The 17,056-nt window shown below is 39.5% G+C and carries 15 protein-coding genes; 4 read left to right on the top strand and 11 right to left on the bottom strand.

Features of this window, described 5'->3' with window-relative positions:
* Positions 1–2: 2 nt before the first annotated feature.
* The 6 genes from VCM39_RS10925 to VCM39_RS10900 all read right to left on the bottom strand — a co-directional run bounded on the left by VCM39_RS10925 (position 3) and on the right by VCM39_RS10900 (position 5,699).
* Positions 3–1,163: a MalY/PatB family protein gene (locus tag VCM39_RS10925; protein WP_322932681.1), complete on the bottom strand. Its 1,161-nt coding sequence runs from the start codon at positions 1,161–1,163 to the stop codon at positions 3–5.
* Positions 1,160–2,026 (bottom strand): DUF3737 family protein, encoded by an 867-nt coding sequence (locus tag VCM39_RS10920; protein ID WP_002560388.1) that lies wholly within the window; start codon positions 2,024–2,026, stop codon positions 1,160–1,162. The genes VCM39_RS10925 and VCM39_RS10920 overlap by 4 nt, the downstream gene beginning before the upstream one ends.
* 81 nt (positions 2,027–2,107) lie before the next feature.
* Positions 2,108–2,662 carry a cyclophilin-like fold protein gene (locus VCM39_RS10915; protein WP_323673963.1) on the bottom strand — a complete coding sequence of 185 codons (555 nt, stop codon included), beginning with the start codon at positions 2,660–2,662 and terminating at the stop codon, positions 2,108–2,110.
* Positions 2,659–3,687, bottom strand: a complete 1,029-nt coding sequence (locus tag VCM39_RS10910; RefSeq protein ID WP_322932683.1) for an alpha/beta hydrolase — start codon at positions 3,685–3,687, stop codon at positions 2,659–2,661. The genes VCM39_RS10915 and VCM39_RS10910 overlap by 4 nt, the downstream gene beginning before the upstream one ends.
* A 364-nt stretch (positions 3,688–4,051) precedes the next feature.
* On the bottom strand, positions 4,052–5,104 hold the full coding sequence (locus VCM39_RS10905) for an NAD(P)-dependent alcohol dehydrogenase (protein WP_221649977.1): 1,053 nt from the start codon (positions 5,102–5,104) through the stop codon (positions 4,052–4,054).
* A gap of 49 nt (positions 5,105–5,153) precedes the next feature.
* Complete coding sequence (locus tag VCM39_RS10900) at positions 5,154–5,699, bottom strand: flavodoxin family protein (protein WP_322932684.1); 546 nt, start codon at positions 5,697–5,699, stop codon at positions 5,154–5,156.
* A 498-nt stretch (positions 5,700–6,197) separates the two neighbouring features.
* Here VCM39_RS10900 and VCM39_RS10895 point away from each other — a divergent pair, with 498 nt between their 5' ends.
* From VCM39_RS10895 to VCM39_RS10885, 3 genes are read left to right on the top strand one after another with little or no spacing between them, the layout of a single operon-like run.
* Entirely contained in the window at positions 6,198–7,109 is a 912-nt protein-coding gene (locus tag VCM39_RS10895; protein WP_025866413.1) for a helix-turn-helix domain-containing protein, read from the top strand.
* 13 nt (positions 7,110–7,122) lie between these two features.
* Entirely contained in the window at positions 7,123–8,031 is a 909-nt protein-coding gene (locus VCM39_RS10890) for an AraC family transcriptional regulator (RefSeq protein WP_322932685.1), read from the top strand.
* Positions 8,032–8,072: 41 nt separating this feature from the next.
* Entirely contained in the window at positions 8,073–8,969 is an 897-nt protein-coding gene (locus VCM39_RS10885; protein ID WP_289291849.1) for a helix-turn-helix domain-containing protein, read from the top strand.
* Between the two features lie 78 nt (positions 8,970–9,047).
* Here VCM39_RS10885 and VCM39_RS10880 read toward each other — a convergent pair whose 3' ends face one another.
* The 5 genes from VCM39_RS10880 to VCM39_RS10860 form a co-directional block, all read right to left on the bottom strand.
* Positions 9,048–9,470: a DUF1893 domain-containing protein gene (locus VCM39_RS10880; RefSeq protein ID WP_322932686.1), complete on the bottom strand. Its 423-nt coding sequence runs from the start codon at positions 9,468–9,470 to the stop codon at positions 9,048–9,050.
* Between the two features lie 2 nt (positions 9,471–9,472).
* Positions 9,473–10,879: an aldo/keto reductase gene (locus VCM39_RS10875; RefSeq protein WP_322932687.1), complete on the bottom strand. Its 1,407-nt coding sequence runs from the start codon at positions 10,877–10,879 to the stop codon at positions 9,473–9,475.
* Positions 10,880–10,889: 10 nt separating this feature from the next.
* Entirely contained in the window at positions 10,890–12,377 is a 1,488-nt protein-coding gene (locus VCM39_RS10870) for a 4Fe-4S binding protein (protein WP_289291854.1), read from the bottom strand.
* Positions 12,378–12,387: 10 nt separating this feature from the next.
* Positions 12,388–12,948, bottom strand: coding sequence for a flavodoxin (locus VCM39_RS10865; RefSeq protein WP_322932688.1), 561 nt, complete (start codon positions 12,946–12,948; stop codon positions 12,388–12,390).
* A gap of 291 nt (positions 12,949–13,239) precedes the next feature.
* Positions 13,240–14,337 (bottom strand): MBL fold metallo-hydrolase, encoded by a 1,098-nt coding sequence (locus VCM39_RS10860; protein WP_322932689.1) that lies wholly within the window; start codon positions 14,335–14,337, stop codon positions 13,240–13,242.
* Between the two features lie 534 nt (positions 14,338–14,871).
* Here VCM39_RS10860 and VCM39_RS10855 point away from each other — a divergent pair.
* Positions 14,872–17,010 (top strand): AAA family ATPase, encoded by a 2,139-nt coding sequence (locus VCM39_RS10855; protein ID WP_322932690.1) that lies wholly within the window; start codon positions 14,872–14,874, stop codon positions 17,008–17,010.
* Positions 17,011–17,056: the final 46 nt, after the last annotated feature.

The raw sequence follows: 17,056 nt of genomic DNA, 5'->3' as shown, positions 1-17,056 counted from the left end.
TGTTAATTGCTTAAAGCACGTCTTATTCTGTTTAGCCCGTCAATCAATGTTTGTCGGGGGCAAGCTATATTGATACGAATAAAACCATCACCTGCTTCTCCGTACAGATTGCCTTCATTTACTCGAATCTTACCTTTCTTAAGCAGTATTTTTACAATTTCTTTAGATGACAGTTTCAATACAGAGCAGTCTATCCATACCAAATAAGTACCTTCGAGCCTTATTACGGGAAACTGTGGAAGATGTTCTTTGAAATAGTTTTTCAGATAATTGTAGTTGACAAATAAATAGTGATTAAGTTTATCCAGCCATTCCTCACTATTATTGTATGCTGCCATCAAAGCTTCAATTCCAAATGGGTTTACGTCGCATACTTCGTTTACGTTAATTGCTTTTTCTATTCTCATACGTATATTCGTGTCGGCAGAAATAATATTTGCAATCTGAAGTCCTGCCAGATTGAAGGCTTTACTTGGCGAAGTACAGGTAACAGAGTGCATTAGAAACTCTTCCGATACAGAGGCAAAAGGAGTATATGTATGTCCGGGAAAAACCAATTCGCAATGAATTTCGTCCGCTACTATCAATATATCATTTTGAAGGCAGATCTTACCAATACGTATTAATTCCTGTTTTGTCCATACTCTGCCTGCCGGATTATGTGGATTACACAATAACAGAAGTTTTGCTTTCGGATCAGCTGCTTTTTTTTCTAAATCATCAAAGTCAATCTGGTATGTCTCGTTTATATAAATGAGAGGATTGGCAACTATCTCACATCCATTATTACGAATGGATGAGAAAAAGCAATTGTATACCGGAGTTTGTACCAATATCTTGTCTCCGGGAGATGTCAGGGCTTTTATTATTGCAGACAGTGCCGGTACAACTCCGGTTGTATAAATAATCCAATCTCTTTCTATTGTCCAATTGTGTTTTCGCCCAAACCAATCTACAATAGAATCATAATATTCAGAGGGAACTTTTGTATAACCGAAAATACCGTGTTCTACCCGTTTTTTCAATGCATCAACCACAGCGGGAGCTGTACGGAAATCCATATCAGCTACCCACATAGGCAAAACATCCTCTTCCGTCTCTGTATCCCATTTATAAGAGTTGGTACCACGACGGGGGATTACTTCATCAAAATCGTATCTCATGCGCTAAAGCAGGTTATATTGTCCCATAGTTGTAATTCACAGTCAGCAGGTTTTTTGATGTTTTCGTCGATGATAATTTCACCGTAACTTTCTGCCATGATACTCCCGCTACGTGGATTTTTTATACTATGTACCGGACTGTTGATAGTGGCTTGTACACTGCTATACTCAAAACAGAGATCAGCGTCATCAGCCATTATACAATTTTCCATAATAAGATTATGGGCATAGCAAAGTGGTTGGGTTCCTGAAATTTTACAATTTACCAGACGTAGGTTGTGAGAATGCCAACCTAAGTATTCGCCATTTAGCTCAGAGTTGTACACTGTTACATTTTCAGTATTCCAGAAAGCGTCTTTCGAATTGATTACTGCATTGCGGATTTCTACATTCTTGCAATATTGGAATGAGTAATTTCCGTTTTGACTGTAATTTTTAATACGGATATTTTCACCGTACATAAACAAGTAGTCGGCCTTATCTATCTGTACATTTTTTAATTCTACATTGCGGCAATACCAAAAGGTTTCGAGTGCATTGGGGAGCTGTACATTTTCCAGTTTGACCCCATCCATTTCGCGAAACATTTTCGGAGCTTCTACCACAGTGTCGGTCATATGAAGGTTTTGAGAATACCAGAGGGCGGCACGTGCCCCTTCCGTAAAGAGACAATTTTTCACGATAAAACCATTCGTATGCCAAAAAGGATATTTACCTTCGAAACGACAGTTTACAGCTATAATATTACTGCATTCTTTCAATGCTGATTCGCCGGTATGAATGGTTACATTTTCCAGTTGTAAGTCATGTGTTGCAAATAGAGGGCGTTCGCCTTCGTATTCTGTGTTTTTAATTATTTCCATATTCCAATTGTTTTTAATTTTATAATTCTATTTATAAGCATTTTGCCGACTCTTTATTCTTCAGACGGCATCTTCTTTCCATTATGGTAATTCAAAAGTGGCAGTTACATTGCCCGAACCAAGAGCAGATGCCAGGCCCACAGGATTGTCCACACGTCCCAGACATGTATAACTGTAAGACGTGGAAAATGTCTTATAAAAGAGTACTACACATGAAGAACCATAAAGCATTAAATCTCCTGTTTGGATTCTACCAGGATTGGAAGATGCCGTCGGAAGGTTTTCCGGTAAGTAATAATACTTTTCATTATTATTCATTTCTGACATATTCACTGTCATTGGCAGTAATGACTTAAACGCTGTTACTGTTGGATTGTCTTCCAGAGTTATATTGAACGAGGTGGAACCAATGTTTATTTTAAGATTATTATTCATAGAATTATCATTCTCATTATTACCTGGTTTATCGGGATCATTGTTATCATCGGACTCATTAGGGTTGACAGTGGGAGAGGGCTGTGCTGTATCCGGCGGGCTTGGGAAAGGGTCATCAGTACTACATGATGTGAGACTAATCAATAATGTCAGTGTCACAAGAGGAGTTATAATATAATATTTCATATCCATTTTCATCATTTCAGATATTCTTTGAAGAAAGATTCCAATTTGTCAAATGGAATGAGGTTTACCCGGTCGTAAAGATCTACATGTCCTGCACCGGGCACGATATACAATTCTTTCGGTTCGGCAGCTTTACTGTAAGCATCTTCACTGAATTCACGTGAGTGTGCATTTTCTCCGGTAATGAAAAGCATGGGGCGGGGGGAGATAGTCTCAATATCAGCAAACGGATAAAAATTCATGAATTTCACGTTGCTTGTCAATGTGGGATGTGTAGTAGTCAGTGATGTTGCACCTTCGGGCGTAAACTCTCCGCGTTCTGTACGATAGAATTCGTAAAACTCGCGTTCTATCGGAGAGGAGTTTTCTGTTAGTTCGTGTACTGTACCACCGGTATACTTCGTTTCCCCACCTAAGAATTCCACATAGCGTTGTTCGGCAGCTTCGGCAATGATCTGTTTTCTTTGTTCCAGTGTTAATGCATGTTTCAGGCCATTACGACTGGCTGTCCCCATGTTGTACATACTTATGGTTGCGATGGCTTTCAACCGCGGATCGATTTTAGCTGCACTGATAGCAAAACTTCCACTACCGCAAATCCCGATCACACCAATGTGTTCACGATTAACAGAAGGATGTGTACCAAGATAATCTACTGCAGCACTGAAAGATTCTGCATAAAGTTCGGGAAGGACTGCATTACGTGGTTCCCCTTCACTCTCTCCCCAGAAAGATAAGTCGATGGACAAGGTTATAAAACCATGTTCGGCCATCTTCGTTGCATAGAGGTTGGCACTCTGCTCTTTGACGGCTCCCATAGGATGCCCTACAATAATTGCCGGATATCTTTCACTTTCTTTCATGTCTTTGGGAAGAAAGAGATTGCCTGTCACTTTCATTTTGTACTGATTGAGAAAGGTTACTTTCTCAGTGCCTACCGTACTACTTTTATAGAAGTTGTCTGCGTCGGTTTGCGCAAAAGAGAGGGTAGTACTGAGCATTGTAAGGGATGTTGCTGCTAATAATAAGTTTCGTCTCATATCTCTTAGGGTTTTAATGAATAAAGAATTGATTGTCTATTTTTTATATTGCAAATGTACGGGGAAGAAAAGAGATTCTTTGTAGACAAATTACAGACATCATAACCCGAATTACAGATTGTAATATTTACATTCACTTTTTCTTAATAAAACCGGATAAAAAGAGAATCTGAAGATATGGCAAGAGGGTGCCAAAAGTGAAACTCACTATCATTAAAACGCAGATTTACGCTAATTTACGCGAAGATTAAGAGCCTGTTTAAATCTGCGATAATTTGCGTAAATCTGCGTTTCTAAAGTTAGATATTGATAGCTTCCTCAGACTTTTGATACCCTCTTACTACCGTTGATATCTGATTATAGATTACATTCCTTTTGTCTTCATATCAATCACAAAACGATATTTGACATCATTCTTTTCCAAACGTTCCATGGCTTCATTTATTTGGTCAACGCTGATTAGTTCTATCTGAGCCGTGATATGGTGTTCTGCACAGAAATCAATTACTTCTTGTGTCTCGGCAATGCCACCAATGTTGGAACCGGAAAAACTTTTGCGTCCATTTACGATATTGAATGCACCGACTTCCAACGGTTGATTAGGAAGGCCAACCAATACAAGACTACCATCTACTTTCAAAAGATTCAAATACATATTAACATCGTGTCGTGCGGAAACCGTATCCAGAATCATATCAAACTTAGAGAGGTTTCCCATTTGATTCGCGTCAGTAGACAGCACGGCTTCATCCGCACCCAACTCTTTGGCTGTTTCTATTTTGGAGGGAGACGTAGTAAAAACGGTTACATGGGCTTTCATCGCTTTTGCAATCTTTATAGCCATATGGCCCAAACCACCAATACCTATGATACCTACTTTTTTCCCAGGTCCTGCTCCCCAATGTTTCAAGGGAGAATAAACGGTGATTCCTGCACATAAGATAGGAGCTGATGCTGCAAGATCAATTGTTTCAGGCAGTTTCAATACATAATTAGCATCGGCTACAATCGTTTGCGAAAAACCACCATAAGTTTGTCCTCCAAGATATTTGTCGGGAGAATTAAAAACAACCGTCCAACCTTCTTCACAATATTGTTCTTCACCATTGTGACAATGTTCGCAGTGTCCGCAACTATCGACGATACAACCGATGCCGGCCAAATCTCCGACTTTGAATTTAGTTACATCTCTGCCTATTCCGGTAATACGTCCTACTATTTCATGTCCGGGAACAATAGGATAAGTAGTTCCACCCCAATCATTATGGATGGAGTGAAGATCAGAGTGGCAAATACCACAATACAAAATATCAATCTCCACATCATTCGGTAGAAGCGAACGACGTTGAATTTCTAAACTGTGGAGCGGAGTTTCTGCTGATTCCGTTCCATATGCTTTTACTGTTTTTGTTTCCATATTTTTATTTTAATGTAATCAATCCATACTTTGGAAGAAGATATCACTATCAAATTAGTTTTCCCATCTCATAGGCTTCGATCAAGACTGGATTGCCTTTTATCTCACCTACATGCCAGACATCGGTAGCAAGAACTTTGCCTTTTACTACCGGATTTTCCAGACAATCTATAAAGCCCATCAGATTATCGAAAACATGTTCTAAGCTGGCAAGCCCTTCTTTTCCTTCGGCAGCGGTAGCAAGGAAATAGAATTCTTTGTTTTTCTTTTCGGTATAAGGCCCGCAACAACGGTCGAGCAATGTTTTCAGTTGTGCACTCATTGCATAGAAATATACGGGAGTACCAAGAACTATGACATCAGCAGCCAGCATTTTAGCAATGATTTCCGCTGCATCATCTTTCTGAGGGCATGGTTTCTTATATTGGCTGCATACACTGCATCCCATACAATAGTGGATCGTTTTATCCCGTAGAAAAACTTTTTCCGCTTCATTTCCAGCTTCTATAGCTCCACGCATGAATTCATCACAGAGTGTGTCAGAGTTGCCTCCGCGTCGCGGACTGGATGATAAAATCAGTACTTTTTTACTCATAATGATAGGTCGTTTAATTAGTTGTTTTTTTATGTTACAAAGATACACTGTTGTGAGAAGATACTTTGTAGATAAATTACGGATAATATAACCTCAATTACAGATTGTATGAGGTTTCATCACAGAGGTAGCATAGGACATAGAGTTTAAATCTTTATTAAAACGCAGATGATCGCAGATTTTCGCAAAGAGAAACAAATGTATGATAAAGAACTACAGTCTTTTAATCTGCGTTCATTTGCGATCATCCGCGTTTCATCAGAGAAAATAATATCTCTGTGCTCTCCGTGTTCTCCGTGGTGAACCGTTTCATTTCTATTCAGGTATGCTAACCCTGATTACAGAAGAAAATGGCTTTCAAAATCAACTTTAGCTGTTAGCATAAAAAAAATGTACCCAAATTACAGATAGTATAACCCAAATTACAGATTTGACTAATTCCGCTGAATCAGTGTATATTTTATTTATATCTTTGCTAAAATTCAAATACTTATGTCTATGGATAATATAGTAAACTTAGAAAGTGTAGACCGGTACAACAGCATGTATGGACTCGAAACATTGCATCCGTTAGTGAGTGTTGTAGATCTTACGAAAGCAACTAAGATAGTTAACCATACCCAAATGAATTATGGGGTTTATGCACTTTTTTTAAAGCAGACCAAGAGCTGTGATCTTAAGTATGGACGTAGATCTTATGACTATCAGGAAGGGACTATTGTTTGTTTCGCACCTGGTCAGGCTGTACGTGTAGATATGATCGAAGATGAAATCACACCGGAAGTTTATGGTATTGTTTTCCATCCCGATTTGATTCGTGGCACTTCTTTGGGAAAGAGTATAAAAAACTATACTTTCTTCTCCTATGCTGTCAATGAAGCACTTCATCTTTCAGATCAGGAAAAGGGGATTGTTATGGATTGTCTCAAGAAAATCAGCATTGAGCTGGAACATGCTATTGATAAACATAGTAAGGCTCTGATTGCAATGAATATAGAATTACTCCTCAATTATTGCATGCGGTTCTATGAACGACAGTTTATTACCCGCAGTGATGCAAATAAAGATGCTCTTACGAAATTTGAGCAACTTTTGAATGAATATTTCCTAAGTAAACTCCCCATGCAGGAAGGATTACCTTCAGTGAAATATTTTGCAGACAAAATCTGCCTTTCCTCCAACTATTTTGGAGATATGGTAAAAAAGGAAACCGGAAAAACTCCGCAAGAGCATATTCAGGATAAGGTTATTGAAATGGCAAAGGAACATATTACCGAAACGGATGAAACTGTTAGTCAGATAGCCTATACTTTAGGCTTTCAATATCCGCAGCACCTTTGTCGGTTATTTAAGAAACGCGTAGGGTGTACTCCCAATGAATACAGAACGCAACAAGGTCAAATTATTTAATATACTTCATATTATGGATGAAATTATAAAGATTGATACTATTGATCAATACAATAAGTTATACGGGTTGGAAACCATGCATCCGCTGGTCGGAATTGTAGATTTGAAAAAGGCAACCAATCGTCCGAATCATATCCGGATCAATATGGGTTTCTATTCGCTCTTCTTGAAACATACGAAGTGCGGAGATCTTAAATACGGTAAAAAACAATATGATTATCAGGAAGGAACAATTGTTAGTTTTGCGCCGGGACAGGTTATAGGTATTGAATTGAAAGAAAACGTCCAACCGTCTTCCATAGGTATTGTGTTTCATCCTGACTTAATTCGTGGTACATCTTTGGGGCAGAACATCAATAAGTACTCTTTCTTTTCTTATGAGGTAAGTGAAGCGCTTCATGTGTCTCATGCTGAACAGCAAATAATAATGGACTGCCTTAAAAATATCACGATGGAGTTAGAACGTGCAATAGATAAGCATAGCAAAACTTTGATAGCTAAAAATATAGAACTATTGCTTGACTATTGTATGCGTTTTTATGAACGGCAATTTAACACCCGCAGTGGAGTGAATAAAGACATTATTGTACAGTTTGAACATCTCCTGGATGATTATTTCCTGGAACAAAATGCAGAAAAGAATGGTTTCCCTACTGTGAAATACTTTGCAGATAAGGTTTTTCTTTCGCCTAATTATTTTGGTGATTTAATAAAAAAAGAGACAGGGAAGAGTGCCCAGCAGCACATTGTGTTCAAAATAATCAATCATGCAAAAGACCAGATACTCAATACCAATCAGCCAATTTCTCAGATTGCATATAAGTTAGGGTTTCAGTATACGCAACATTTTTCACGTCTGTTTAAAAAGAACGTCGGATGTTCACCTAATGAGTACAGGGCACAAAACGATATAGTTCTTTGATAAACTACTTAGTGTAGTCTTTGCTAAAAACAGGCTGTTTTATGAAAAAAAACATATTGAATATAGAAACTGTACATCAATGTAATTGCTGTTTAGGGTGTAAAACGCTTCATCCATTGATAAGTGTCATTGATTTGTCGAAAGCTAATTTGGAACAACGTACCCTTAAGTTTGGCTTCTATACAGTCATATTGATAGAAGGTCATGCTGAAGATTTCCTGTACGGGCGTAAATATTACGATTATTCCAATGCCTCATTGATATTTCTTACTCCGGGAGAATCCTTTAAAACGGATAAAAACAAGATACTTTCTCAGAAAGGTTGGTTGCTGGCATTTCACCCGGATTTACTTTATCACACTTCGCTGGAAGCAAATATAAAGAATTACTCATTCTTTTATTATAAACCGGAGGAAGCCTTACATCTTTCTTTGCGTGAAAAGACAAAGATAATAGAATGTTTATGCAATATCGGAGAAGAATTGCAACATGCCATCGATTGTCATACTAAAACAATTATTTCGAGATATATCGAGTTGTTTTTAGACTATTGTACGCGTTACTATGAACGGCAGTTCATCACACGCAACGAACCCAATAAACTCATAATCAATAAAACCGACTTGTTATGGGATGAATATGTTCAGTCTGGCAAACTCATGAACGGCATATTGCCATCAGCTGAGTATTGTGCAAGGAACCTTCAATTATCTCCTCATTACTTTAGCGACCTGTTAAAGTTTGAGACAGGGAAAAATATATATGAGTATTTCCAGCAAAAACGTTTTGAGACATCTAAAAGAATGTTGTCCGATAAGAACAATACGACTGCCCTGGTTGCAGATAAGTTAGGTTTCTCTAATGTACAGTATTTTAGCAGTCTGTTTAAGAAGATAACCGGAGTGGCACCGAATGAATACAGAATCTCACAAAATTAATGTTGCCGGGAATCTGTATTTATTTCACCTGTAAAATGTCGCTTTGGGCATAAAATGCTTTTATGATAGTTACTTCTATCACGTTGTAATCTTATTCTGTGTATTTATAAAATGTTGTATAGATATAAAACACTCTTGGGCAGTAGCCTTTTCTTTGCATAGCGTTTCCAACGGGCACCAGCCTGTTTGAGTGCGGTTTTTTATCAGAGGTACTTTTAGCCTGAATTCCACCTTGATAGCTGCTTCCTGTAATATTTCCCAGGCAGGTTCACTTATTACATCAGCATACAGTTGTTTTACCTGACCCATTATCATTAAGGCGGCCGCAGCTTTTCCAACTACCTTGTCTGCAATATAGGCACCTTGTAGTATCCATGGAGTCTGTTTTAGTAAGTTGTATAAATCAGCAACTCCCCGTTGTTCAAATACATAGACTTTTTGTTTGTGGCAGATAACGCATGAACATTGCTCTTCATGTAGTAATCGGATTAATGTTTCCATGTTCATAATGTACCTTGTTTTAGCTGTTCTACAAATTGATCAATGCGATGTAGTTCTCCCGGTATATTTATATTCTGCGGACAATGATGTACACATTGGTCACATCCGATACAGTGATTGGCCTGACGCAGGCGTGGTACACTACGATCATAACCCACTAAAAATGCACGGCGTGCTTTACGATAATTTTCCTCCTGGCTGCTTTCCGGGACATTACCCTCATTTACACACTTATTGTAATGTATCAGAATGGCCGGAATATCGAGGCCATAGGGGCAAGGCATACAATATTTACAATCATTGCAGGGGATTGTAGGATATTTCAACATCAGTTGTGCCGTTTCTTCCAGAAATTCTTTATCATTTTCAGTCAATGGCACCAAAGGTGAATAGGTACGTAAATTATCCTTCAGATGCTCCATATACGTCATTCCACTTAATACCGTAAGTACTCCTTCGGGTGAACCCGCAAAGCGGAATGCCCATGAGGCAACACTGTCTGTCGGACGACGCTGTTTTAAGCGCCCTACTATGTGGTTGGGCACATTAGACAGACGCCCTCCTAATAGAGGTTCCATGATAATTGCAGGAATGTTTCGTTTGGAAACTTCGGCATATAAGTATTCAGCATCTGTATTACGGGTATTTACTTCTTTGGCATGCTTCCAATCTACATAGTTCAGCTGGATTTGTACAAAATCCCATTTTATTTCATCGTGCCGGGAAAGTAGATAATCGAATACTTCAATATCTCCATGGTATGAGAAACCGAGGTTACGGATGCGTCCCGCCTCGCGTTCCTTGATAAGAAAATCGAGCATGCCGTTATCTAAATAACGGCCTTTCAAAGCTTCCATACCTCCCATTCCAATGCCGTGTAGCAGCATATAATCCAGGTAATCTACTTGTAGCTCTTTCAGGGAATTGTGATACATCGCTATGGAAGCCTGGCGACTCCAGGTATCCGGACTGAAATTGGATAACTTCGTAGCTATAAAATAGCTGTCGCGCGGGTGCCGGCTGAGTGCAATCCCCATAGCATGTTCGGAACGTCCTCTGCAATATGCAGGCGATGTGTCGAAGTAGTTGACGCCATGTGCAATTGCATAATCGGTCAGTTCATTGACCATATCCTGATCAATCTCATCCTGAGTGTCTCTTGCACTGGTATTATTAATAGTTGGCAGGCGCATGCAGCCATATCCCAGTATGGAAACTTTATCACCTGTGGAAGGGGAGGTGCGATAGGTCATTTCGCCTGTTTGGATGTCGCCGGGGTTTCCATTTATTGCTGCCGAGTCACTTTGGTAACTGCAACCATACATGGCAGCTGTAGTAGTTACGGCACCTGCACCTAATACTTTCAGAAACTTCCGACGGTCTATCTCCTTTTTATTTTTCTTATTCATGGCTTCTCTTTTAAACAATTCTGTGTTTTTGATGTCCTTCTACATAAATTGCACTAAACGGACGTGCCGGACAAAGGTTTTCACAAGCTCCGCAACCAATACAACGTTCTTCGTTGATTACCGGAAGTTTAGGAGATTCCGGGTCATCGGCAATACTGGCTATCATTTGTATAGCACCTGTCGGACAGTGACGGGCACAGTTTCCACAATTTACGCCATCTGTATTGACTACGCAATTTTCATATATGTATACTGCATGACCGATTTGTATTGCAGATTTCTCTGCTGTAGTAATGGGCCGTATAGCACCTGTCGGACATACTTCGGCACATTTCGTGCATTCAGGGCGGCAATAACCACGTTCATAATACATTTCCGGTTGCATCAGTGTTTCAAGCTTAGCGGAAGGACGCAGTACCTGATTGGAACAAACGGATATACAGAGCTGACAAGCCGTACAATGATTTGCGAAATTCCGGGCACTCAATGAACCTGCCGGAGTGACGGGAGTAGTACGATTGGGAATCTTCTTTTCTTCTATTATCGCGAGTCCGCCATCTACTTTTTTCTCTTGTGCTTTCAGAAGGGTAGAAGTAGCCAACAAAGAAGTGGCAGACAAGAAATTACGGCGTGCATTGTCTATCTGTTCGTCTGTTACTTTGACTATTTTTGTGCCGGCATTGAGAGGGTGTTTGTATTGAATTGCATTTTTAGGACATTTTCCGATACAGTTCATACATGCCACACACCGGCTGTAATCAATCTTGTGTTCTTTTATATTGATACATGAAGCTTTGCAATTGCGGGCACACAACTGACAATTTACGCATTTTGAAGTGTCAATTACCGGCTTCAACCATGAATATTTAGCTACGAAACCCAAAAGTGTTCCCACCGGACAAATTGTATTACAGTAAGTACGTCCGTTTCGCCATGCCAGCAAAGCAAGAATGATAAATGCTGCAATAGCAATACCAAAAGTTGTGACACCCTTCATCCATACATCAACTGAATAAAAAGCATAACTGTCCACACGTTCTGCCCAGTAGGCCAAAAGATTGTTTCCCCATTGGTAAAGCGGTGCAAACAGATTGGAAACGATGCGTCCGTAAGTGCTATAAGGTGCCAGTAAGGTAACAATCGTACCTATACCGGCAATAATGGCAATGATAAAGACCGCCAGTACTCCATACCGTAACCACGAAAGGCCGGGGGAATAACGAAAACGATTCTTTCTGCGTTTTCCGGCTATCCACGATACCAGGTCCTGAAACACACCGAGCGGGCAGATGACTGAACAATAGATCCGCCCCAAAATGAGAGTTAATACCATTAGTGCAATGATTACTCCTATATTCAGTGCCAATAAAGCCGGTAAGAACTGAATCTTTGCCAACCATCCAAACCAGGTATGAATAGTGCCTGTAAAATCAAGAAACAGTAAAGTGATCAGAGTGAAACATACCAGGGCGGAAATGAGTCTTACTTTTCGTAACATAATTGTGTTTTTAATGATCAATTTCGTGCAGCCATTTTTCTACCTTTGTCCGAGCTGAGTTTGCGCTTCCTCCATTGATGAGAAAGCCCTTTTTTATTGTAGCTTTCTCAGTGTGCTTTACAAAATCTTTGAAGCAATTCTGTTCACCTCCGCCACCATGTGTACAGAAAGGAATGACTGTCTTGCCAGAGAAATTGTAGCTTTCCAGAAAAGTCCATATAGCCATAGGAGCAGTTCCCCACCAGTTAGGGTATCCTACAAATATGACATCGTAGGTATCTATATTGTCGACTTTGGTTTTCAGTTCCGGGCGTGCGTCTGCTTCTTTTTCTTTTTTAGCTACCTCCGTACATAAGCGATATTCTTCCGGATAAGGTGTTGTTGTTTGAATTTCGAAAAGCTTTCCGTCGGTCAATTCTGCGATCTGGTTTGCAACACTACGGGTATTTCCCGACCATGAGAAATAGGCGACTAACACCTTTTTTGCTTTAAATACTTGCTGAGCTTTTACATTTGTTCCTGACATTGTTACCATAGCTATAAGCATCATTAAAATGTTTCTTGTTCTCATATCTTTTATTTTTTATCTGACTGATGCAAAATTACTCTGATATGTTTGGTTAAGAAATAGATAAATTACGGATATTGTTACCAATATTACTGATTGGAAATAAAAAGATAAGATTTAGTTCATACTATGACGGTGTTTTATTGAAACGCAAATAAACGCAGATTTTCGCAGATTATAATAAGACTACATTATAGTTGAGGGATGATATTCTTTACATGACTTTGCGATAATCTGCGTTTCAAAATAGTTGGGATACAGTACTTGTACTCCCAATGAGTATGAATGCGGTATCTATTTGTCTATGTTGACAACTTCACCAATCACAGGGTTGAGAACATTTAGCGAATCCGTCTCTATCATTTTTCGTACATTCATGATCGGTTCGTCCCACCGATGTTTTGCTAAAGCAAATTTAGAGTGGTGTACCGTCAGTATCTTCCGGGCTTTCAGGTCTTTGGCAACCCGGTTTAATTCTGATGGCATTGTGTGGATGTATTTCCAATCCTCATTATATTGTCCGTTTTCCAGAATTGCCAGATCTATTCCGGGATAACGATTCCCTATCTCTTCAAAATGCGTATCATACCCACCATCTCCTCCGATAAAGATCTTCTTTGACGAGGTTTCGATAAGGAAAGAGCCCCAGAGTGTCTGGTTGGCAGTAAGGCCACGGCCTGAGAAGTGCCGGGCTGGCAGACAGTGTATGGATAGCCCTGCCTCATTGTCGGAAGTGGAATTTTCATACCAATCAAGTTCTATAAGCTGATCTTCTTCAAATCCCCAATATTCAAAATGCTCGCCGACTCCCAATGGGCATATTATCTTTCTGATACGATCTTTCAGTTGCATAATCGTCTGATAGTCCAAATGATCCCAATGGTCATGCGTTATCACCAGATAATCAATATCCGGCATGTCATTGGGTTGGTAGGTATAGGTAGCCGGAAATGGCTTGTTGATGAACGAAACCGGAGAGCCCATACAAAAGACCGGATCTACCAGTATTCGTTTCCCGTCGATTTGAATAAGATAGGAAGAATGTCCAAACCAGACCAGTACATCTTTGTTGTTGCTTATTCCCCGGAGATTCGTTTTGATAACCGGTATTTCTTTTTCAGGGCGTAGTCCTTCGACTTTTCTGAATAAAAAATCCAGGATGCTTCTGAAACGGCTCTTATCGGAGGTCATCATCACTGTCTCATGCAGATTCTGGAAAGCTCCGTCTTTATAATGCGGTGACTGCCTGATTCTTTCCAGCCGTTTACCCTGAGGAAGTTTGCCAAAGCTTGACTGGTTAATGAAAACAATTCCAATCAAGGCGAAAACAGCTACAATAACTAATAGTATTCCTATAAACATACGCATTCGGATTTGTTTTAATAACTTCATATTCTTATCTATTATTTCACGTTGCAAAATTACTTGGAATATACAAAAGCCCAGGTATACAAATTACGGATAGTTATACCTTAATTACGGTTGTTATCTTTAGAGCTTACTCCAATTTTCTTCAGCATTATTTGGAAACACCCGGAAGTTCCTGTATATTTGCACAAAACTAGAAATATTTTCTCAAAATGAGGCTACACAGTTTTGAAATTCGGAATTCAAAGATGAACAATGTTATTCGATTAACGGAGTCCCGGCTGGGATTTTGTTGGTTGATACATTTTGATCTTTGACATTTTGAACAACGTTCAAGATCTGTCCGGTATAAAATTCGTGCAGATCGGGAACGAAGAAAGCTATGTAGGCCTGTACTTTTCATAATTGAACCTTTTTCCTCATTCATTTTATGATTTGCGCATAACTGTCTCTTCACTGAGGCGGTCTTTCTCATGCCCGTATATTAACTTGTGCGGGGTTTCGTGTTTCTATACATTTAAAAGTCTTATATTCTTTACTCTTAATTATTATACTACTATGAATAAGAATAAATCAAACAAAACATTTACGGATAAAAGTAATAAGTATACTATACAATCGGTACATATTGAGCATCATGGGGATTCTAAAGAAATCTGCGGAACTTCCGGACGTATGTATTTGAATATCCTTTTTTGGGAAGCAGTTACTTCCTTTCATCATTTTACAGCATTCTGTTATAATAGTTTGCTAAATCTGGTAGGTGAATCCGAAGGCAGGCCGGGAGATGCAGAGTCAGATGAGAACGTCGTGAGACTGACTTTCCATCCTAAAAGAATGTGGAAGGAAGGGCATTATTTTGTACTATTATCACACAATGATGAGCCTCTTTACAGGGTTTCTTTCTCTTTAGGAGGAAAAGGAATGATCGATTGCAGCTATGAACCTATCCATAAAAACTCAGTTGACTATATGCTTGCCCGTTATTTAGGAAAGAATCCATTGTGGTATAATGAGTTACACAAGCTTCCGGGCATGACAGCTGCGCGTTATCAACTATTGGACTTATATAAACAGAGTGAATTCGGCCGGTTGCGTAAACGTCGTAAGCTGAATATTCTCCGGTATTATTCAAATTTTGTCATTACCGGAACGGGTGGAAAGAATAAGGAGATTTTCGCAAAAAATGCGGCTTTTCTACTTACCGGTTCGGAAATTTACTTTAAACAGGTGAACGCGTATACGCTGACCGAAACACATAATGCGGTTAATCCATATGAAGCGGCAACTGAACTTTTCACCCAGTGTTTTGGAAAAGTTATTTATCTGGATCATTTATTAGCATTAACCTCTCCGGGTGCTTCGAACGTGATTGGCAAGATGATTAATGCATTGCAAAAACAAGAGGGGATGTTTATACTGTCCGGCATGGACGCTGAGATCAATCAACTGTTTGAGTTAGTCCCTGAACTTGTTGCGTATTTTCCGGAAGAGAACCGTTTTAAGACAGAAAGTTTCTCTATGCATGATATACTTAATTTAATAGAGCAACAACTGGAAAACGAATCCTTTTATCTTTCGTCGGATGCACAACAGGTTTTGTACCGGAGCATGAAGACAGAATCTGATAACGGAACATTGTTATATTGGAAAGAAGATACCGTCAGTAAGTTTATCCATAAGGCTATCTATCCCCGTATGCAGGAGCGCATTCTTCTCGAAGAGAATCAACCATCCGAAGATTTATCAGAAGCCCTTATACGTATTGAAGCACAAGATATCGATACAACTTTTTTTGAAGCTCAGGCCAACTTGTTTGATGAAAGTATGAAGCAACTGAATGCTTTGGTTGGTTTAAGTAAAGTAAAGCAGAATATGGAACAGGCTTTCAAATTTGTACGTTTCAATGAAAAACGTAAACAGTTGGGGTTACCTGTTCAAGGGCCGGGGGCACATCACATGATTTTTACCGGTAATCCGGGAACGGGAAAAACAACAGTAGCCAAGATGGTAGGAAAAATATATCATGCATTGGGGCAACTGTCCAAAGGAGAGGTTATAGTGACCGGGCGTTCGCAGTTGGTAGGGCGTTTTATCGGAGAGACGGAAAAAAATATGCAGGAGATTCTGGAACGTGCACGGGGCAATGTTCTTTTCATAGACGAAGCATATACGCTTTATGATGGAGCAAGTGACCATAAGGATTTTGGATTTCGGGTATTAGAGTCCTTATTAGCCGTACTTGCATTGGAGCATGCTGATATACTGGTTATATTTGCCGGTTATGAAAAAGAGATGAAGGCGATGATGGATGCCAACCTGGGACTGTGGGGACGTTTTCCGCATCAATTTCATTTTGAAGATTACTCTGTTGACGAGTTATTACGGATAGGATATGATCTGTTGGATAAGAAAGGGTATGTGCTGACGAATGGTGCGCGGAGTGTTCTGAAAGAAACAGTGGTTCACGTCTGTGAGCATAAAGATTCTTATTTCAGTAACGCCCGCTGGATGGGGCAATTAATAACGAACGGGGTACTTCCTGCGATGGCAGAAAGAGTATTCAGAAGTACGCCTTCAGAGGATAAGGGGCTTTATCAGACTATTGAAGAAGAAGATGTGCGTTTTGCCGTAAATCGGATGAAGATCAATGAAATGCGGCTATCTCCACGTTCTGTTATCGGTTTCAGGGCCTGATGATTAAGAGTCAGTAGATTACTGATTTACGGATAAAGACAAAAGA

The sequence above is a fragment of the Bacteroides mucinivorans genome, from assembly GCF_034654355.2.
In the GTDB taxonomy this organism is placed as follows: domain Bacteria; phylum Bacteroidota; class Bacteroidia; order Bacteroidales; family Bacteroidaceae; genus Bacteroides; species Bacteroides nordii.
Note: the sequence above shows the minus strand (reverse complement) of the source record. Positions and strands in the feature narration are given on the sequence as shown.